General features: G+C 72.0%; 20 protein-coding genes. 6 read left to right on the top strand and 14 right to left on the bottom strand.

Annotated elements, in window-relative coordinates; genetic code table 11:
• Positions 1-26 precede the first annotated feature (26 nt).
• Positions 27-1,496 (top strand): D-alanyl-D-alanine carboxypeptidase, encoded by a 1,470-nt coding sequence (locus ACQ143_RS06040; RefSeq protein ID WP_449569805.1) that lies wholly within the window; start codon positions 27-29, stop codon positions 1,494-1,496.
• A 42-nt stretch (positions 1,497-1,538) separates the two neighbouring features.
• On the opposite strand, the gene ACQ143_RS06045 is transcribed toward ACQ143_RS06040, so the two are convergent.
• The 3 genes from ACQ143_RS06045 to ACQ143_RS06055 form a co-directional block, all read right to left on the bottom strand.
• Positions 1,539-3,134, bottom strand: a complete 1,596-nt coding sequence (locus tag ACQ143_RS06045) for an SLC13 family permease (RefSeq protein WP_449569806.1) — start codon at positions 3,132-3,134, stop codon at positions 1,539-1,541.
• A 67-nt stretch (positions 3,135-3,201) separates the two neighbouring features.
• Positions 3,202-4,131, bottom strand: coding sequence for a DnaJ domain-containing protein (locus tag ACQ143_RS06050; RefSeq protein WP_449569807.1), 930 nt, complete (start codon positions 4,129-4,131; stop codon positions 3,202-3,204).
• Between the two features lie 2 nt (positions 4,132-4,133).
• Complete coding sequence (locus ACQ143_RS06055; protein ID WP_449569808.1) at positions 4,134-5,198, bottom strand: enoyl-CoA hydratase/isomerase family protein; 1,065 nt, start codon at positions 5,196-5,198, stop codon at positions 4,134-4,136.
• 108 nt (positions 5,199-5,306) lie between these two features.
• Between ACQ143_RS06055 and ACQ143_RS06060 the strand changes: the two genes are divergently transcribed.
• Both ACQ143_RS06060 and ACQ143_RS06065 read left to right on the top strand, forming a co-directional pair.
• Entirely contained in the window at positions 5,307-6,344 is a 1,038-nt protein-coding gene (locus ACQ143_RS06060; protein WP_449569809.1) for an ATP-binding cassette domain-containing protein, read from the top strand.
• Positions 6,341-7,165 (top strand): ABC transporter permease subunit, encoded by an 825-nt coding sequence (locus ACQ143_RS06065; protein ID WP_449569810.1) that lies wholly within the window; start codon positions 6,341-6,343, stop codon positions 7,163-7,165. Before ACQ143_RS06060 ends, ACQ143_RS06065 begins: the two co-directional genes overlap by 4 nt.
• A 28-nt stretch (positions 7,166-7,193) precedes the next feature.
• On the opposite strand, the gene ACQ143_RS06070 is transcribed toward ACQ143_RS06065, so the two are convergent.
• The 6 genes from ACQ143_RS06070 to ACQ143_RS06095 all read right to left on the bottom strand — a co-directional run bounded on the left by ACQ143_RS06070 (position 7,194) and on the right by ACQ143_RS06095 (position 11,387).
• On the bottom strand, positions 7,194-7,637 hold the full coding sequence (locus ACQ143_RS06070; RefSeq protein ID WP_449569811.1) for a hypothetical protein: 444 nt from the start codon (positions 7,635-7,637) through the stop codon (positions 7,194-7,196).
• A gap of 71 nt (positions 7,638-7,708) precedes the next feature.
• Positions 7,709-8,545 carry a uroporphyrinogen-III synthase gene (locus tag ACQ143_RS06075; RefSeq protein WP_449569812.1) on the bottom strand — a complete coding sequence of 279 codons (837 nt, stop codon included), beginning with the start codon at positions 8,543-8,545 and terminating at the stop codon, positions 7,709-7,711.
• 212 nt (positions 8,546-8,757) lie between these two features.
• Positions 8,758-9,030: a hypothetical protein gene (locus ACQ143_RS06080; RefSeq protein ID WP_449569813.1), complete on the bottom strand. Its 273-nt coding sequence runs from the start codon at positions 9,028-9,030 to the stop codon at positions 8,758-8,760.
• Positions 9,020-9,430: a phage holin family protein gene (locus ACQ143_RS06085; protein WP_449569814.1), complete on the bottom strand. Its 411-nt coding sequence runs from the start codon at positions 9,428-9,430 to the stop codon at positions 9,020-9,022. The genes ACQ143_RS06080 and ACQ143_RS06085 overlap by 11 nt, the downstream gene beginning before the upstream one ends.
• Position 9,431: 1 nt before the next feature.
• On the bottom strand, positions 9,432-9,815 hold the full coding sequence (locus ACQ143_RS06090; protein ID WP_449569815.1) for a hypothetical protein: 384 nt from the start codon (positions 9,813-9,815) through the stop codon (positions 9,432-9,434).
• Between the two features lie 105 nt (positions 9,816-9,920).
• Entirely contained in the window at positions 9,921-11,387 is a 1,467-nt protein-coding gene (locus tag ACQ143_RS06095; protein WP_449569816.1) for a protoporphyrinogen/coproporphyrinogen oxidase, read from the bottom strand.
• 76 nt (positions 11,388-11,463) lie between these two features.
• On the opposite strand from ACQ143_RS06095, the gene ACQ143_RS06100 reads away from it, so the two are divergent.
• Positions 11,464-12,036 (top strand): HhH-GPD-type base excision DNA repair protein, encoded by a 573-nt coding sequence (locus ACQ143_RS06100; protein WP_449569817.1) that lies wholly within the window; start codon positions 11,464-11,466, stop codon positions 12,034-12,036.
• 1 nt (position 12,037) lies between these two features.
• Positions 12,038-12,460 carry a DUF1801 domain-containing protein gene (locus tag ACQ143_RS06105; RefSeq protein WP_449569818.1) on the top strand — a complete coding sequence of 141 codons (423 nt, stop codon included), beginning with the start codon at positions 12,038-12,040 and terminating at the stop codon, positions 12,458-12,460.
• 144 nt (positions 12,461-12,604) lie between these two features.
• Here ACQ143_RS06105 and ACQ143_RS06110 read toward each other — a convergent pair whose 3' ends face one another.
• The 3 genes from ACQ143_RS06110 to ACQ143_RS06120 all read right to left on the bottom strand — a co-directional run bounded on the left by ACQ143_RS06110 (position 12,605) and on the right by ACQ143_RS06120 (position 14,789).
• Complete coding sequence (locus ACQ143_RS06110; protein ID WP_449569819.1) at positions 12,605-13,993, bottom strand: glycine--tRNA ligase; 1,389 nt, start codon at positions 13,991-13,993, stop codon at positions 12,605-12,607.
• 125 nt (positions 13,994-14,118) lie between these two features.
• Entirely contained in the window at positions 14,119-14,514 is a 396-nt protein-coding gene (locus ACQ143_RS06115; RefSeq protein WP_449569820.1) for a DUF4870 domain-containing protein, read from the bottom strand.
• An 89-nt stretch (positions 14,515-14,603) separates the two neighbouring features.
• Positions 14,604-14,789: a hypothetical protein gene (locus ACQ143_RS06120; RefSeq protein WP_449569821.1), complete on the bottom strand. Its 186-nt coding sequence runs from the start codon at positions 14,787-14,789 to the stop codon at positions 14,604-14,606.
• Between the two features lie 137 nt (positions 14,790-14,926).
• On the opposite strand from ACQ143_RS06120, the gene ACQ143_RS06125 reads away from it, so the two are divergent.
• The gene (locus ACQ143_RS06125; protein WP_449569822.1) at positions 14,927-16,468 is read left to right on the top strand and encodes an SPFH domain-containing protein; all 1,542 of its coding nucleotides are present in this window, start codon (positions 14,927-14,929) and stop codon (positions 16,466-16,468) included.
• A gap of 124 nt (positions 16,469-16,592) precedes the next feature.
• On the opposite strand, the gene menC is transcribed toward ACQ143_RS06125, so the two are convergent.
• Together menC and ACQ143_RS06135 are read right to left on the bottom strand one after the other, a co-directional pair.
• A complete protein-coding gene (gene menC, locus ACQ143_RS06130; protein ID WP_449569823.1) occupies positions 16,593-17,726 on the bottom strand; it encodes an o-succinylbenzoate synthase in 1,134 nt (377 codons plus the stop codon).
• A gap of 85 nt (positions 17,727-17,811) precedes the next feature.
• Positions 17,812-18,192, bottom strand: a complete 381-nt coding sequence (locus ACQ143_RS06135) for a hypothetical protein (RefSeq protein WP_449569824.1) — start codon at positions 18,190-18,192, stop codon at positions 17,812-17,814.
• Between the last annotated feature and the right edge of the window lie 11 nt (positions 18,193-18,203).

Genomic DNA, 18,203 nt, shown 5'->3' on the forward strand with positions numbered 1-18,203 from the left:
TGCGGCGGGGGCGGTAGTTTGTACGGGTGACTCTGGACGACGCGCCCCCGCTGACACGGCGTGCCCGCCGTGCTGCCGCGCCGCCGCCGGACGATCTCGAGGCCTTCGCGGCGCTGACCGGGGCCGCCGAGCCCCCGGCGGATACCCTCGAGACCGAGGGGCCGCCGGCGGTGACCGGGCAGGCGGGCGGCACCGCCCTGGCCTGGGTCGATCCGGCCGCACTCGGCCCGCGGCGCCCGGTCCCCTCCGGCTCCGGCGACCTGCTCGCCGACCGCCCGCGCCGGTCGCTGCTGCGCCCGCCAGTGCTCGTGCCGGCCGGCGGCCTGCTCGCCCTGGGCTGCATCTACACCGCGGCGGCCCTGCTGTGGCCGTTGACTGCCGTCGCCCCCACGGTCACCGCCGCCGAGATCGTGCCGGTCACCGCTCCGGCCTCGGCGCTGACCTGGCCCGACACCGGATCGGCGGCGGCCGGAGTCGCCGGGATCACCGAGACGGCGGCGTCCACCACCGACGCGTCGTCGATCGCGAGCATCACCAAAGTCGTCACCGTCCTGATGGCGCTCGAGCAGCTGCCGCTGGAACCGGGCGAGCCCGGCCGCGAGTTCGCGTTCGACTACGGCGACCGCGTCGATTACTGGAACTTCCGGGCGCGCGGGGAGTCGGCCCTCGACGTGCCGGTCGGCGGGACGCTGACGCAGTATCAGCTGCTGCAGGGCATCCTGCTGGGCTCCGCGGGCAACTACACCGAGCGGCTCGCCGCCGAGCTGTGGCCGAACGAGCAGGTGTTCGCGAACGCGGCGCGCACGTGGCTCGACGCGCACGGCCTCGACGGGATCACCGTGGTCGAGCCCACCGGCATCCTCGAGGCGAACGCGGCCGACCCGGCGACACTGCTGCGCCTGGCCGACCTGGCCCTGGCCCATCCCGTCGTCGCCGAGATCGTCCGCACCCAGACGGTCGAGCTGCCCGGCGCGGGCGAGGTCGAGAACACGAACGATCTGCTCGAAGACCCCTCGATGCTCGGGGTGAAGACCGGCGGGCTGTGGGAGTGGTACAACCTGCTGTCGGCCCAGGAGATCACCGTCGGCGAGACGCCGGTGCGGCTGTACGCCGCGGTGCTGGGCCAGCCCACCGACGAACTGCGCGACAGCGAGAGCGCGCGCCTGCTCGCCCAGCTCGCCGCCGAGGTCTCCGTCCCGGCCGAGCTGCCGGCGGGGACGCTCGCCGGCACCGTGTCGACGGCGTGGGGCGCCACCGCCGACGTGATCACGGATGCCCCCGGCGGGGTCGTGCTGTGGAACGGCGGCACCGCGCAGGTCGAGACGGAGTTCACGCTCGACGAGGCGGACACGGCCGGCCAGACGGTCGGCTCCCTGACCTATCGCGGCCCGTTGGACGCCGACGTCATCGAGCTGACCCTGACCGACGACATCGACCCGCCCAGCGCCTGGTGGCGGCTGACCCACCCTCTGGAGCTGCTCGGCCTGACCGGCTGAGTCCGCCCTGCGGCCATCCCGGTCCGCCCACCGGCATCCGGGTCAGAAGGGCCAGATGAGGGGCACGTAGAGCACGCCCACAGCGAGGTAGACCGCCATGAGGGGCAGCCCGAGTCGCCAGTAATCGCCGAACCGGTAGCCGCCGGGCTGCATCACCATGAGGTTCACGGGGGTGGCGATCGGCGTGAGGAAGGACGCGGCGCCGACCACGGTGAGCGACATCATGAACGGCATGATGCTCACGTCCAGCACGTTCGAGATCGCCACGGCGATGGGCGCGACCACGAGCACGGTCGCGACGTTGGAGATGAACTGCCCGAGGATCATGGTGAGCAGACCCAGCACGAGCAGGGCCAGGTGCGGTGAGGCGGTGCCGATGATCGAGAGCACGCCGTCGGCGACCGTGCGCGCGGCCCCCGTCGAGATGAACGCGCCCGACAGCGGCACCATCCCGGCGATGAGGATGACGGTGGTCCACGAGATCGACCGGTAGGTCTGCGGCAGCGTCAGCACACCGGTGACGATGAGGGAGCCCGCGGCCAGCAGCCCCGCCACCGCCGGCGGGACGAGGCCAGTGGCCAGGAGCACCACCATGAGGGCCAGCACCACGATCGAGCGCTTGGCCCCCGTGCCCAGCGGCACCGCCCGCTGCAGGGACTGCGGTGCGGTGACGGCGATGACATCGGGCGAGGCCGTGTAGCGGTGCAGCGCCGCCCAGGGCCCCTGCACGAGCACCGCGTCGCCCGCCTGCAGGGTCAGCTCGCCCGGCGTCGCGCTGCCGCGCGAGGCGTTGGGGCCGTCCTCCTCGCCGCGCCGGGCCGCCAGGATGACGAGGTTCTCGTCGCGGGTGGTCATGCCGGGGTAGACCGTGCGCCCGATCAGCTGCGAGCGGGGGGCGACCAGCACTTCGGCCACCCCTTCCTGCGCGCTGAAAAGCGCACGGGTGTCGAGGTCGACCGCGTAGCTGTCGCGCAGCGTCTGCGCGTGCTCGTGGGGGTCGGGAGCCACGTCGGCGAACCGGTCGGCCGTGCGGTCCGGCAGCAGACGGTCGCCGCCCAGCGCCAGCACGATCACCGTGAGCGCCACCAACGGGATGCCGACCAGCGCGAACTCGAAGTACCCGAACGCGCGGCCTCCGGCGGCCACGGCCGCGTCGGAGACGACGATGTTGACGGGCGTGCCGATGAGGGTCAGCATCGAGCCGGAGCTGGCGGCGAATGCGAGTGGGATGAGCAGCTTGGCCGGCACGATTCCGGCGCGCACGGCGACGACGACCACGACCGGCAGCAGGGCCGCGACGGCGCCGTTGATGCTGATGAACGCCGACAGCACCGCGACCATGAGGCCCACCACGACGGTGAGCCGGGCGCGGCCGCGACCGGCCCGGGTGACGACCTGCAGGCCGATCCAGGCGGTCACGCCCGTGGCATCCAGTGCCTCGCTCACGACGAACAGGGACGCGATGAACAGGACGGTCGGATCGCCGAACCCGGCGAACGCCTCGCTCAGGGTGAGCACGCCGGTGGCCCACAGCGCCAGCGCGACGCCGACGGCCACGACGGCCAGGGGCACGCGCCCGCTGACGAACGCGATGACCGCCAGCGCGAGGATCACGAACGTCCAGGCTGCGGGATCCATGGCTCGACTCTATGGCCGGGCGCTCGTGCGTGTCACACGCCCCGGGACGACCGGGCGCTCGTGGGTGTCACACGAATCGGACGGTCTGCTGCAGACGGGTGCGCACGTCGAACAGCTCGGTGCCGCCGATGTCGCGCGCGCCGGTCACGCCGCGCCGCAGCACGGTCGCCAGCGCCCCCCGGGCCACGAGGGCGACGGGCAGTCCTCGCACCTTGCCGAGCTCGTCGATCGCGACCGGGACGTCGTCGTCGGGCAGGACCAGCAGCGCGCCGCTGAAGCGCACGCGCGCGGCGCGCGCCACGGCACGGGCGGCCCGCACGAGCTCGGCGACGGGCGCGCCGCTGACGGCCTCGCCGATCAGTTCACCGCGCCGCACCCGGACCGGCCCGCCGAGGTCTTCGGAGCGCACCGCGTACAGTCCGCTCGGGCCGAGCACGATGTGGTCGAGCTTCGCCTCGCTGTCGCGGGGGTCGGCGGCGACGTCGTGCCACACGGTGTAGCCCATGCCGAGGTCGGCGACGATGCGCGCCGTGGCCTCTTCGGCCAGCGCGTCGGCCAGCAGGCGGCGCACCTCGCGCGGCGCGGTGCGCACCAGCGCCGGGTCGTACGGATCGTCGAGGGCGACGCCGCGGCCGGCCCACTCCCGGATGAGCGTGAGGTAGCGTTCCCGGCGCCACCCGCCGGGCTGGCCGAACGAGCGGGCGCGCGGGCGGGTGTCGGCGGCGCGGGCCGGCGGGCGCCACTGCGGCGCGTCGGGCGCGAACGAGGTCGTCGCCTGGCCGAACCCATGGCCGCGGTCGTAGGCGGCGCGGGCCTCGGGGGTGCCGACCAGCTCCCACGCACGCTGCACCTGCACGAACACGGCCGCGTCGCCGCCGGTGTCCGGGTGGGTCTGTCGCAGCCGCAGCCGGTAGGCCTTACGGAGCGTGTCCTCGTCGGCGTCGGGGGCGACGGCGAGCACCTCGTAGGCCGAGGCGGACAGCGGGGAGTCGAACACCCTCAGCTCCAGAGCGGCACGGGCGGCGCGGCGGCGAGAGCCTGCGCGCCGATGTCCCCCGGCACCTCGGCGACCCGGGCCGGCTGCCATCTCGGGCTGCGGTCCTTGTCGACCAGCTGGGCCCGGATGCCCTCGACGAGGTCGGGCTGCGTCGTGGCGAACCAGAGCACCAACCCGTATTCCATGGCCAGCGCGGCCCGCAGGTCGGGCAGCTCGCGCGCCCGCCGGACGGCCGCGAGGGTGACCGCCAGCGCCGTCGGGGACAGCTCTTCGAGCGTGGATGCCGCGGCAGTGGCCTCCGGCTCGGGGCGTGCCCGCAGGCGTGCGATGATCTCGGCGACCGAGTCGGCGGCGAACGCGTCGTCGATCCACGGGCGGGCCGCCGCCAGCGACGGGGTGCCGGGGGGCTGTGCGAACAGCGTCACGACCTCGCTCGGCGCCTGCGACCCGGCGCGGGCGACCAGGGCGTCGTGCAGGTCGGCCAGCCGATCGCTGGGCACCCAGTGGTCGGCGAAGCCGCCGTAGATCGCGTCCGCGGCATCCATCGTCGCGCCGGTCAGCCCGAGGTACTCGCCGATACGGCCCGGCGCACGGCCCAGCAGCCAGGTGCCGCCCACATCCGGGGTGAATCCGATGCGCGTCTCGGGCATCGCGAGCTTGGAGCGTTCGGTCACGACGCGCACGGCGGCGTGCCCGGCCAGCCCGATGCCGCCGCCCATCGTGATGCCGTCGGCGATGACGACGACCGGCTTCGGGTATTCGTGGATGCGGGCGTTGAGCGCGTACTCGGCGCGGAAGAAGACGCCGGTGTCATGCGGGCGCCCGGCGACGATCTGCTCGTACAGGCTTCGCACGTCACCGCCGGCGCACAGTCCCCGGTCCCCGGCGCCGTCGAGCAGCACAAGGTCGATGTCGGCGTCGGATTCCCACGCGTCGAGGGCCGCGCCCAGCTGCTCGATCATGCCGAGGTCGAGCGCGTTGATCGCGCGGGGCCGGTTGAGGGTCAGATGGCCGACAGGGCCGTCGGCGCGGACGGCGACGGGGTCGGCGAGCGGAGCGTCGGTCACCCCGAAAGGCTACCTTCCACGGCGCGACAGGCGGCGATGTCTCGCCTCGGGCGCGGGGTTTCGGCCAGGATGGAGGTGACGGACGTTCCCGATCACGAGAGGCCCGCCATGCCAGAAGGACAAGTCATCGAGTTCACAGGCGTGACCAAACGCTTCGGGCCGGTGACCGCGGTCGATGGGCTGACCGCCCGCGTCGAACCGGGGAGGGTCACAGGGTTCCTCGGCCCGAACGGCGCCGGCAAGACGACGTCGCTGCGCATCCTGCTCGGACTGGTCGGTGCCACCAGCGGCACCGCGACGATCGGCGGCAAGCCCTATCGCGACCTGGCCCGACCGCTGCAGACGGTCGGAGCGGCACTGGAGGCCTCGAGCTTCCACCCGGGGCGTACCGCGGCCAACCACCTGAAGGTGTACGCGCAGGCGGCGGGCATCGGCTCGACGCGCGTCGACGAGGCCCTCGGCATGGTGGGGCTCGCCGACGTCGGCGGCCGCAAGGTCGGCGGGTTCTCGCTGGGCATGCGGCAGCGGCTGGGGCTCGCCGTCACGCTGCTGGGCGACCCGGGCGTGCTCGTGCTCGATGAGCCCGCCAACGGCCTCGACCCCGAAGGCATCAAGTGGATGCGCGGGTTCCTGCGTGACCTGGCGGCGCAGGGCCGCACGGTCCTCGTGTCCTCGCACCTGCTGGCCGAGATCCAGCAGCAGGTCGACGCGCTGCTGATCATCAGCCGCGGGCGGCTGGTCTACCAGGGCCCGCTGTACGCGCTGACCGAGCCTGACGAGTACACGACGGTCGTCGACGCCCCCGATCGGGACGCCCTCATGGCCGCCCTCACCGCGCGGGGAATGACCTTCGAGATCGTGCGCTCGGGGTTGTCGGTGGTCGGTGCCGACCCCGCCGACGTGGGCGCTGCGGCCGCTGCCGCCGGCGTCTCCCTGTCTGCGCTGCAGCGCCGCGGACCAGCGCTCGAAGAGGTGTTCCTCGATCTGGTCAACGGCATCCGCGTGCACGAATCGGCGGGGACGATGGATGCCGGTGTCCCCGCCGCGACGGCCCCGCCGGCCGTCGATGACGATACCGCGCACGCCGCCGCGGCGGTGCCCGCCGGCGAAGCATCCGACTCCGACGAAAGGGGGCCGCAGCGATGAGCCTCGCGAACGCCACCCGCTCCGAGCTGACCAAGCAGTTCACCACCGCGATGTGGTGGATCCTGCTGATCGTGCTCGTCGTGTACATCGGCAGCACCGCCGGCGGCCTCGGCGCCGCGCTGGGCAGCGTGGCCGGTGGAACCGTCGGGGCCGACAGTGTCGGGGTGCCGGCGCTCGATCCGGCGGCCGTCCCGGCCCTCATCTACAGTCTGGCCACCGCGGTCGGCTACGTGTTCCCGCTGCTGATCGGCACGCTGCTGGTGACCGGAGAGTTCCGCCATCAGACCCTCACGCCGACCTTCCTCGCCACGCCGCGGCGCGGTATCGCCCTGTCGGGCAAGGTGCTCGCAGGTGCCGTCATGGGGGTGCTGTACGGCGTGATCGCCCTCGTGGCCACCGTGGGCCCGGGAGCCGGAATGCTCGCCGCGTTCGGGGTCGACACGGCACTGGGTTCCTCCGACACGTGGGCGATGCTCGGGCGGATCGTGATCGCGTTCGTGTTGTGGGTGCTCGTCGGCATCGGCGTGGGTGCGCTCGTGCGCAATCAGGTCGCGGCCGTCGTCGGCGTCATCGCCTTCACCCAGTTCGTCGAGCCGATCATCCGCACCGTCGCCACCGTCGTGGACGGCCTGTCGAGCGTGCTGCAGTTCCTTCCCGGCGCCGCGTCGGACGCGCTCGTCGGCGCGAGCATCTACTCGTCGCTCATCCCCACCGGCGATGACGGCCTGCCGTGGTGGGGCGGCGGCCTCGTGCTGCTGGGCTACGCACTGGTGCTGCTGGTGCTGGGCCACCTGTTCAGCTGGCGCCGCGATGTGAGCTGACGGCGGCGGCCCCGGCATCCTCCCCGCGTCAGGCCGTCGCCGGGCGCGGGGCGCGGGTGCGGGCCGGAATGGTGGGAATGGCCCCGGTGACGATGTCGACCACGTCGGTCAGCGCCGCGTCGGTCTGAAGCCGCAGCGCCTGCACCAGGGCCAGGCCGTGCCGGGTCGTCAGCACGAGCCGCTGGAACTCGGCGTCCCCGTCGAGGTCGATCACGGCGGCGGGCTTGCGGCGGCGGACGATGACGAAGTCGTCGCCGGCGGCGGACTTCCAGGTGCCCATGGCCACGACCATCGGCACATGCGTTCCGGGACTGGGCACGCCGCGCAGCCAGGTCCAGGCGTCGTCGGTCAGCTGCACCTTCTGGATGTGGCTGCGCTCGATGCGCACGGATGAGGAGCGGAACGCCAGCAGGCGCTCGGCGGGTGAGAGCACGACTTCGAGCTGCGTCGAGTCGAGCAGCAGAGTCACCATGCTCTCAGTCTGCCAGCGTCCGGGTCATCGGAAGCTCACAGACCCGCAACAATCGGCGACCGATCGGTGATTCAGCGCGCGCCGCCCAGCGGCAGCTGCCCGGTGCGCGGGGCGAACTCGTCGATCGCGTGCGGCAGCGGGAACTTCGACACCGCGGCGATCAGACTCTCGACCGTCTGCTCGGGGGCGACGACGTTGACCCGCAGCTGCGCCTTGCGCGCGTCCTTGGCCGTGCGTGGGCCGATGGCGGCGATGAGGGTCTCGTCGGGGATCTCGGGGAACTGCTCGCGCACCTGCTCGGCGACCGAGCCGCTGGTGACGAGGATGGCGTTGATCCGGCCCGACGCGACGTCGTGGGCGATGCGCTCGGTGACCGGCACGCCGACGGTGCGGTAGGCGACCACGCTGCGGACGTCGTGTCCGGCCTCGGTGAGCCGACGGGTCAGCACCGGTTTAGCCGTCTCGCTGCGCAGAGTCAGGATGCGTCGCGGGCTCGTCTCGAGCGCCAGCAACTGAGCGGCCATGCCGGCGGCCGAGTTGTCCTCATCGGGGACGAGATCGACCCGGTACCCGACGGCGGTGAGGGCGGTGGCGGTGGTCTCGCCCACCGCGGCGACCCGTGTGGATGCCGGGATCTTCGCCCGGTACGCATAGAGCACGTCGACGGTCGTGGCGCTGGTCAGGGTGATCCAGTCGAACGCCCCGTCGGCCAGATCTGCGAGCGCCTGCTCGAGCGTGGCCTGGTCGGTGGAGGGCGCGAAGTTGATGAGCGGTGCGATGACCGGGACGGCGCCCTGCGACCGGAGACCGGCGGCGACGGTGTCGCCCCAGGGGCCCCCGCGCGGCACAAGGACGCGCCAGCCCTTGAGGGGCTTGACGGCCGTGGCGGCCAGCGGCTGTGTGTTCATCTCGCTCTCGTGGTGCCACACCGGACGCCCGTGTCGAGCGACCGACGAGGCGGGTTCCCGCGTGATCGAAAGCACGCGGGCTCGGGTTTCGCTTCGTCGGCAGCATCCGCATCATCGCCACTGCCTTCAGACGAGCATACCCCGATAGCACACCTACCCTGCCATCGGGTGTGAAGAGCCCAGAGCGGAGCAGTGCGTGCAGAGGGACGAGATCAGCGCGTGTAGAGGCGGACCAGCCCCCACACGGCGGCGCCGACGAGGGCGGCCGCACCGGCGGCGGCCATGGCTGCACCGGCGGGGTTCCGGCGCGCGAACCGACGGGCTGCGGCGCTGCCGCGCTCACTGGCCCGGGCGACCCGCTTGGGCACGTTCGACTTCTCCTCGATGGCGGCCAGGGCGGCTTTCAGCTCGGCACGCGCCTTCTCGACCGGGTCGGTGATACCCAGCGGGACGGCGGTGCGCGGCAGCGGTGTCTCAATACTCATCGACAGCGTCCTTCACGATGCGGGCGTCGGTGGCCAGGGCCTGCGCCGGGTTCTCGGTGCGGGTCAGCCGGCGGAAGCGGAGCACGCCCAGCAGGGCGAACACGATCGCGATCAGCAGCGCGGCGACGAAGACGATCAGCGCCGACAGCCATGCCGGCATCCACGAGGCGAGGCCGATGATGGTGAACGCCCCCAACGCCGGGATCGCCCAGAACAGGAAGAACAGGGCGACCAGGAACCAGGCGCCGCCCATTCCCGCGTCCTTGCCGGTGCGTTTGAGCCACTTCTTGGCCGAGTCGACCTCGGCGACCACGAGGTTGCGCACGAGCTCCGGGACCTCGCCCAGAAGGGTGAGCAGCCCGTCGTCCGATCGATCGCGGAACCCGCGGGGCGTGCTCATCTCAGTCGTCCGTCGCTTTCTTGAGGTCTTCGGCCACCTTGCCGGCGGCCTTCTTCACCTCTTCCGCCGTCGATTCGGCACCGCGCGCGACGTCTTCGGCCGAGTCCTTGCCCGCGCGCAGCGCCGCGTCGAGCTTCTGACCCGGGGTGCCGGACTTGGTCGCGGCCTTGCTGATCTTGACGGCACCGTCCCACAGGGCGCTGGGCAACGACATCGCCGCCGAGGCGCCGAAGTCCTTGACCTTGTCGACCTGCTTCTGCACCTGGTCGGTCTCCCACACCTTCAGGAAGCCGGTCTTGATCTGCTCATAGCGTTCACGGCCGGCCCGCGCTCCGAGCACATAGCCCGCAGCGAGTCCGACGACGATTCCGATCTTGCCCCTCATGGGGTCTCCTCACGGTCGTTGGGTGGGCTGATCTGTCCAGGGTAACGCCGTATGCCGATTCCGGCATCCTGACGCGTACCCCGCTGACACAGAGCCCGACGTGTGCTATGGGCGGGCCCACAGCAGGGTGTGGCGCAGCCGCTCGGACTCGGCGCGGGCGTCGGCGACGACCTGCTCGAGTCCGCGTCCGGAGACCCACTCCCCCACGACGGCGAGGTCGCCGGCGGCGGTCGCCGCCCGGCGCACGGCGTCGCGGCGCTGCGCGTGCCCCACGGCGACGGCCGCTTCGGCGCGCTCGGCGCGAAGCCGCCGGACACCGCGCACGCGCTCGGGTCCGAGGGTCACGCCGAGCAATCCGGCGGCGGCGTCGCGCGCGCGGGCGATGACGGCGGAGTCGGCCACGGCGATGGCGTGGGTGTCTGTGTCTGTGTCCGCGCGTGCCTCAGCATCCGCGCCCGCCTCAGCGACGGCATCAGTGCTGGCGGGCAGGATCACCTGCAACCCGTGACGGCCCGCCTCGAGGTCCTCGGCCAGGTGCGGCCAGGCGGCCGTGAGGTGGGTCACCTCGAGCGCAGGCGACGTGCCCGGCGCCGGGTAGACGCCGATGCCGCGCGGGTGCGCGTCGAGCTCGGGCGCGGCCACGACAAGGGTCACCACGTCGACCGGCACCGTGGGGTCCTCGGGATCCACGAGGTCCGGGAGCAGGCGGCGAGCGGCCGACCGGCCGGCGGCGAAGACGACGGCGTCCGCGGCGACCGGCTCGTCGAAGCCGTCGACGGTGAGGGTCCAGCCGCGGGCGCCACGCGTCAGGCCGGTCACCGGGGCCGCGGTGTGCACCTCGCCGCCCAGCTCGACGATCCGGACGGCGAGCGCGTCGATCACCGCGGTCATGCCGTCGCCCAGGGTCGCCCGGTCCACAGATTCGGACGCGTGCTGCAGCACGGCACCGCCGAGTGACCCGACGCGGGTGAGCGCCGTGTTCAGGCCCGGCAGCGCCGCATCGACATCGACCCGATCGGGGTGGAGGCCGAAGGCGCCTTCAGTCACGGGCGCGACCAGGCGATCGACGACGCGGGCGCCCATGCGGCGCCGCACCAGGGGGCCGAGTCGCTGCTCATGGCCGATCGTCAACGGGGGCCGCAGTCGGTCGAGATACGCGCGCCACGCGCCGCCCCAGCCGATGAAGCGACGCACGTCGTCGGCCCACGTGTTCGCCGGCACGCCCAGTGCACTGTCGGCGGGCACGGGCGCCGCGCCGGCCGCATCGCTGATCCACCGGGTGCCGGCCGGCACGGTGATGAGGTCCTCGGCCAGGCCCAGTTCGTCCAGCAGCGCGGTCAGCGCGGTGTCGTCGGCGGAGAATCCGGTCGCGGCCAGGTCGAGGACCACCCCGTCGACCTCGGCGGACTGCACCTGTCCGCCCAGGCGCGCGCCGGACTCCCGCAGGGTCACGGTCATACCGACCTTGGCGCACTCGAGCGCGGCCACCAGGCCCGCGATGCCGCCGCCCACGACGGCCACCCGGGTCGCGTGGGCATGGGTGATGAGGTCAGCGGCGGGGCTATCGGCCATGGCATCCATCCTCGCACTGCGCACCTGTGCCGCCGCTGCGCTGCGCCGGGCGGCGACCGGGTGAGACGATGGAGCCATGAGCCTTCACATCACGGGCGACACCGCCGCCGACCAGTTGCTGACCGAGGACCCCCTGGCTCTGCTGATCGGGATGCTGCTCGACCAGCAGATCGCGATGGAGACGGCCTTCTCGGGTCCGCTCAAGATCCGGGAGCGCATCGGCGGGCTGGACGCCGAGGCTCTCGCCGCGCACGACGCCGACGAGCTCGTCGAGGTGTTCCGCCAGACACCGGCCGTGCACCGTTACCCCGGTTCGATGGCGGCACGGGTGCAGGCGCTGTGCCAGGCCCTCGTCGACGACTGGGGCGGCGACGCCGCAGCCCTGTGGACCGACGGCGACCCGGACGGGCCGACCGTGCTGAAGCGGTTGAAGGCCCTGCCCGGGTTCGGCGAGCAGAAGGCGAAGATCTTCCTGGCACTGCTGGGCAAGCAGTACGGGTTCACCGGCGACGGCTGGCGCGCGGCATCCGCCCCCTACGGCGAGGAGGGGTCGTTCCGCTCGGTGGCCGACATCGTCTCGCCGGAGTCGCTGGCCCAGGTGCGCGAGCACAAGCGCGCGATGAAGGCCGCCGCCAAGGCGAGGAGCTGACGTGCAGCCCACGGGCGGCAGCGTCGCCGCGTTCCTCGCCGACATCACGCCCGCCGTGCGGCGCCGCGACGCCGAGACGCTCACCGCGCTGCTGAGTGAGATCTCCGGCCGTGAGCCGGTGCTGTGGGGGACGATCGTCGGCTTCGGCAGCTGCCACTACCGCTATCCGACCGGCACCGAGGGCGACATGCCGGTGCTGGCGTTCGCACCGCGCAAGTCCGCTTCGACGGTCTACCTCGACCGTGCGGAACGGCACCGGGAGGCGCTCGAGCGGCTGGGGCCGCACACCACGGGTGCCGCGTGCCTCTACATCAAGGACCTGGAGAAGGTCGACCAGGCCGTGCTGCGCGGCGTCCTCGAGCGCACCATGGCGTATGTGGATGCCGGCGGCGACGAGTACGCCGAGATCACGGTCACCGGCTGACCCGGGCACCCGGCATCCGCCACGGTCTTCCGCGCCTCACCACGTTCACAGAGTGGGACGAAGTTCACATCGATCCGCGCGGTTGAGTGTGAAGTTCGTGCCATTCTGCGAACTTCGGCACGCGGCGGCGCCCAGCGCGGCGGGTCAGGCGCCGCGCAGCCGCTCGGCGAGGTAGGCCCGCACGCCCTCGAGGGGCACGCGCTCCTGCGCCATGGTGTCGCGGTCGCGGACGGTGACGGCCTGGTCGTCGAGGGAGTCGAAGTCGACCGTGACGCACAGCGGCGTGCCGATCTCGTCCTGACGGCGGTAGCGGCGGCCGATGGCGCCGGCGTCGTCGAAGTCGACGTTCCAGCCCTGCCCGCGCAGCTCGTCGGCCACCTGGCGGGCCAGCGGCGAGAGGCGCTCGTTGCGCGACAGCGGCAGCACCGCGACCTTGACCGGCGCCAGGCGCGGGTCAAGCTTGAGTACCGTGCGGGTGTCGGTGCCGCCCTTCGCGTTGGGCACCTCTTCTTCGACGTACGCGTCCACGAGGAACGCCATCATCGAACGGGTCAGGCCGAACGAGGGCTCGATGACGTACGGGACGTACTTCTCGCCCGACGCCTGATCGAAGTAAGTGAGCGATTGCCCGGACGCCTCGATGTGGCTCGACAGGTCGAAGTCGGTGCGGTTGGCGACACCCATCAGTTCGCCCCACTCCTTGCCCGGGAACCCGAAGCGGTACTCGAAGTCGATCGTGCCGGCGGAGTAGTGGGCGCGCTCGTGGTCGGGCACGTCGAACTGGCGCATGTTCTCGGGGTCGATGCCGAGGTCCACGAACCAGTCCCAGCACGCCTGCACCCAGTGCTCGAACCAGTGCTGGGCCTCGGCGGGCGGCGTGAAGAACTCGATCTCCATCTGCTCGAACTCGCGCGTGCGGAAGATGAAGTTGCCGGGCGTGATCTCGTTGCGGAACGCCTTGCCGACCTGACCGATGCCGAACGGCGGCTTCTTGCGGCTGGCGGTGAGCACGTTCGAGAAGTTCACGAAGATGCCCTGCGCCGTCTCGGGCCGCAGGAAGTGCAGGCCCGACTCGTCGTCGACGACGCCCAGGTAGGTCTTGACCAGACCCGAGAACGCCTTCGGCTCGGTGTAGCGGCCCTTCGTGCCGCAGTTGGGGCACGGCACGTCGGCCAGGCCGTTCTCGGCCGGGCGGCCCTTGCGCTCCTCGAAGTCCTCGACGAGGTTGTCGGCGCGGAACCGCTTGTGGCACTGCAGGCACTCGACCAGCGGGTCGGTGAAGGTGGCGACGTGGCCGGACGCCTCCCAGACCCGCTTGGGCAGGATGATCGACGAGTCCAGACCCACCATGTCGCCGCGGCCGCGTACGAACGTCTGCCACCACTGCCGGCGGATGTTCTCCTTCAGCTCGGTGCCCAGCGGCCCGTAGTCCCACGCCGACCGGGACCCGCCGTAGATCTCGCCGGCCTGGAACACGAACCCGCGGTGACGGGCGAGGGCGATGACTTTGTCGAGGCGAGACTGCTCGGCCACAGGTGGCTCCAAATGGTCGTGTGCGGGGCGCGTGAAAAACGCGGATGCCGGAGATCACGGCATCCACAAGTCTATCCGCGCCCGCGCGCGGGCCCGTCCGTACAGGCGGGCCCGACCCGACCGGACTAGCTGAGGAACTTGATGCTGAGCGGGTACGTGTAGAACTCGCCCTGGTTCGCCTTGACGGCCGCGATGATCGAGAAGACCAGCCGCACGATGTACACGGCGGCGACGATGAAGAAGCCGATGAGGATGATTGCGGTTACCCACCCGACGATCTCGGCGATGACCATCGTGATCTGGAAGTTGAGCGCCGCCGAGGTGTGCGACCGCACGAACGGTCCCCGGTCCTTGAGCAGAAGGTACCCGATCAGCGCCGGGATGAAGTTGAAGAAGATACCGCCGATGTGGACGAGCGTCGCCCACATCTTCTCGTCGGAGGGACTCATCGGCTGAGCGGCGGCGGCCCCGGCACCATAGGGCGGCTGCGGCGGGTTTCCAGGCGGAGGAGGCGTCGTCATACGCACAGGATACGCACAGCCGGCGGCGGGCGCTACGCTCCACGCCGCGACGTCATCCGCGCGACGTCACCCGCACGACGGCGGGTGCGTCAGGCCTGCTCGTCCTCTTCGGGCTCGAACGTCGACTTCTCGCCGGTGTACCCGGCCGCGACGCCGTCAGGGTTGTCGGGAATGGTGCCGTCCTCGCCGAGGCCGCCGGGCTTGGTCTGTCCCTCGGGCTCGTACTCGCGAGCCGCGTCGTCGTGGGTGCCGCCGTGATGCTCTTCGTGTTCCATGGTCGGCACGGTAGACGGGTGGATGCCGGAGTGCCGACCCCCTTGACAGCAGACGCGAGGGCGCTCCCGATACGAGCGGCGGCGCCGGGCATCACGATACGGTCGACAGACACGTGTCTCTCACCGGAAGGAATGCCGTGGAACTGATCGCAGCCGGCGGCCTGTTCGTCTTGATCGGGGTCATCGCCATCGCGGTGATCATCGTCCTGATCATCGTGCTCATCTTCGTGCGCGCCTGGTACAAGGTCGCCAAGGCCGACCAGGCGCTGGTCGTGGTCGGAAAGAGCCAGAAGAGCGCGAGCGGCGAGTCGTCCCGCATATCGGTGATCACCGGCGGGGGCGCTCTGGTCAATCCACTGACCCAGCGCGCCGAGATGATCTCGCTGCGTGCCCGCCAGATCAAGATGGAGCCGACGGCGCAGGCCTCCAACGGCGTGACGGTCAACGTGAGCGGCGTGGCCCTGGTGAAGATCGGCTCCGACCCGGAGTTCGTCCGCCGCGCGGCCGAACGCTTCCTCTCGCAGGACGGCGCGATCGAGCAGTTCACGACCGAGCAGCTCGAAGGTGCGCTGCGTGGCGTCGTGGCGACGCTGACGGTCGAGCAGCTCATGAAGGACCGCCAGAAGCTGTCGGACCAGATCGCCGAGGGCATCAAGAGCGACCTGCTGTCGCAGGGCCTCATCCTCGACTCGTTCCAGATCCAGGGCATCACCGACCAGAACGGCTACATCGATGCGCTCGGCGCGACCGAGGTCGAGCGGGTGCGCCGTGAGGCGGAGGTCGCCCGCATCAACGCCGCCCGCGAGGTGCGGGCCCGGCAGATCGCCACCGACGAGGCGAACCTCATCGAGCAGACCGCGTACGACAAGAACTCCGCCGCCGCGTCGGCAGAGGTGGGCCGCGCCCGCGCCGAGGCCGAGCAGGCCGAAGCCCTCGCCCGCGCCGAGCGCGAGCAGGCGGTGCTGCTGCAGCAGGCCGAGAACAAGCAGGCCCAGCTCGACGCCGACATCAAGAAGGTCGCCGACGCCGACCTCTACCAGCGGCAGCGCGAAGCGGACGCCGCCGCGTATGCGGAGATCAAGGCCGCCGAGGCCCGTGCCGAGATCGCGGCGCAGGAGGCGGAGGCCACGCGCCTGCGCGCCCAGGCCGAGGCCGACGCTGTCCGGCTGGCCGGTGAGGCCCGCGCCATGGCGATCGAGGCGGAGGCCGAAGCGCTGTCCCGCAACCAGCAGGCGCTGCTGGCCCAGCGCGCCCTGGAGTCGCTTGTGCCGATGATGACCGAGTTCGCCCGCGGCTTCGACAAGGTCGGGTCCATCACGGTCCTCGGCGGCGAGGGCGCCTCACAGCACATCGCCGCCGAATCCGCGGCCGGCATGCGCGCGACCTTCGACACGGTCGAGGCGGTCACCGGCATCGACCTGCGTCAGATCATCCAGGGCCAGGCCGTCGGCCGCGGCATGGCGCAGGGCATGGAGAGCGGCGATGTCTCGGCGCCGTCGACCCGCCGTGCGGCGGCGCGGGCCAACGCTGCCTCCGCGCCCTCGCGGGAGGCCGCCGTCGCGGACGCTGCCGCCGCCGGGACCGGGGCCGCGGGCGCCGATCTCACCGGCGGCGCGCACGCCGCGGCGCCCCGCCTGAGCGACCCCACCGACCGAGCGGATGGCCTCAACGAGGACTGATGCCCCGCGGCGCCGGGCCGGCCGCCGGATCTCGACCCGACCGGGCACCGGGGCCGGCCCTCGGCCATGGGTATCCGCGCCGGGCTCGACCGGCAGGCGTCAGCGCCGGCTCGACCCGCAGGCGTCAGCGCCGGATCTCGACCCGGTCGACGGTGAACGCCTCGAGGGCGTCGGTGTCGATCTCGACGCCGATGCCCGGGCCGGTCGGCACCCGCACGTGGCCCTCGTCGAGCACGATCGGCTCGGTCACGATGTCGCGGGTGTAGAACCGGTCCGACGCCGACACGTCACCGGGCAGCGTGAACCCGGGCAGGGCGGCCAGCGCCGCGTTGGCGGCACGGCCGATGCCGGTCTCGAGCATCCCCCCGCACCACACCGGGATACCGGCATCCCGGCACAGATCGTGGATGCGCACCGCCTCGAGGTAGCCGCCCACGCGCCCGGCCTTGATGTTGATGACGGCCGCCGCCGACAGCGCCAGCGCGTCCGCGGCCGCCTTGGCCGAGACGATGGATTCGTCCAGGCACACCGGCGTGCGCAGCCGCCGCGCCAGGGTGGCATGGTCGACGATGTCGTCTTCCTGCAGGGGCTGCTCGATGAGCAGCAGCTCGAACGGGTCGAGCCGGGCCAGCGTGTCGGCGTCGGCGAGCGTGTACGCCGAGTTCGCATCGACCTGCAGCGGGATCGCGCCGAACGCCTCACGGACCGCCTCGGTGTCGGCGATGTCCCGACCGGGCTTGATCTTGATCTTGATGCGCACGTAGCCCTCGTCGAGGTAACCGGCGACGGCGTCCACCAGGGCGGCAGGGTCACGCTGGATGCCGACCGAGACACCGCTGGGGATCCGGTCGGTCGTCGCGCCGAGGCACGTGCCCAGCGAGCGGCCTTCGGCGCGCAGCGCGGCGTCGAGCACGGCCAGTTCGAGACCCGCCTTGACCATGCGGTGCCCCACGACCGGATCGAGCACGCCGGCGACGTCGTGGGGCGCGAGATCACGGCGCTGCAGCAGCGCGGGGATGAGGAAGCGCTGGGCGACATCCCACGCACCCTGGGTGTACTCGCTGGAGTAGGTCGGCTCCTGCTGGGTGACGATCTCGCCCCAGCCGTCACCGTCGGCGGTGCGTGCCCGCACGACGATGACCTCGCGCACGGTCTGCGTGCCGAACGACGTCGTGAACGGGGCGACGAGCGGGAGGTGGAGCACGCGCAGCTCGACGGCCTCGAGTCTCACGGGCGCGGCAGGGCGGTCGATGGACATGGGGCCAGGCTACGCGGCCTGCGTATCGGCGCGCCGAGTTCGCGCAGGCGGCGGCCGGTTCGGGCCACCGGGTTCTGACATCCGCTCAGCCGGTGAGCGTGAACCCGTCGGGGTCGCCGTCGCGCGGCGGGCGCAGCCCGTCCGGTATCGGCCAGGTCAGCTCGAACCGGGCGGTCGCATGCCCCACGGCACCGAAGTCGTCGACCTTCACCATGATGTGTTCCGGCGTCACCTCGACCATCCGTACGCGCAGCGGTGCGGGGCCTTCGCCCTCCAGCATCCACACGTCGGCGAGGTAACCGATGCCGCGCGCTTCCAGCGCCGCTTCGGCATCGAGCCACTGCACCTGCTCGGCCGCGACACGACCGAGCAGGTCCACCGCGGTCCAGTCGTCGCCGACGGGACGGATCCATCCGAGCAGTTCGCCGTCGTCCCGGCGATGCGGGGTCCAGTCGGTGCCGATCATCCCGCCACGTT

The sequence above is a fragment of the Microbacterium pollutisoli genome (assembly GCF_053586795.1).

Bases quoted from the DNA above. Each gene is read 5' to 3' on its own strand.
- ACQ143_RS06075 (WP_449569812.1), bottom strand. From the start codon at position 8,545: ATGAACACACAGCCGCTGGCCGCCACGGCCGTCAAGCCCCTCAAGGGC.
- menC (WP_449569823.1), bottom strand. From the start codon at position 17,726: ATGTCCATCGACCGCCCTGCCGCGCCCGTGAGACTCGAGGCCGTCGAG.
- ACQ143_RS06100 (WP_449569817.1), top strand. From the start codon at position 11,464: ATGAGCCTTCACATCACGGGCGACACCGCCGCCGACCAGTTGCTGACC.
- ACQ143_RS06070 (WP_449569811.1), bottom strand. From the start codon at position 7,637: ATGGTGACTCTGCTGCTCGACTCGACGCAGCTCGAAGTCGTGCTCTCA.
- ACQ143_RS06080 (WP_449569813.1), bottom strand. From the start codon at position 9,030: ATGAGTATTGAGACACCGCTGCCGCGCACCGCCGTCCCGCTGGGTATC.
- ACQ143_RS06120 (WP_449569821.1), bottom strand. From the start codon at position 14,789: ATGGAACACGAAGAGCATCACGGCGGCACCCACGACGACGCGGCTCGC.
- ACQ143_RS06135 (WP_449569824.1), bottom strand. From the start codon at position 18,192: ATGATCGGCACCGACTGGACCCCGCATCGCCGGGACGACGGCGAACTG.
- ACQ143_RS06045 (WP_449569806.1), bottom strand. From the start codon at position 3,134: ATGGATCCCGCAGCCTGGACGTTCGTGATCCTCGCGCTGGCGGTCATC.
- ACQ143_RS06090 (WP_449569815.1), bottom strand. From the start codon at position 9,815: ATGAGGGGCAAGATCGGAATCGTCGTCGGACTCGCTGCGGGCTATGTG.
- ACQ143_RS06085 (WP_449569814.1), bottom strand. From the start codon at position 9,430: ATGAGCACGCCCCGCGGGTTCCGCGATCGATCGGACGACGGGCTGCTC.
- ACQ143_RS06115 (WP_449569820.1), bottom strand. From the start codon at position 14,514: ATGACGACGCCTCCTCCGCCTGGAAACCCGCCGCAGCCGCCCTATGGT.
- ACQ143_RS06060 (WP_449569809.1), top strand. From the start codon at position 5,307: ATGCCAGAAGGACAAGTCATCGAGTTCACAGGCGTGACCAAACGCTTC.
- ACQ143_RS06065 (WP_449569810.1), top strand. From the start codon at position 6,341: ATGAGCCTCGCGAACGCCACCCGCTCCGAGCTGACCAAGCAGTTCACC.
- ACQ143_RS06095 (WP_449569816.1), bottom strand. From the start codon at position 11,387: ATGGCCGATAGCCCCGCCGCTGACCTCATCACCCATGCCCACGCGACC.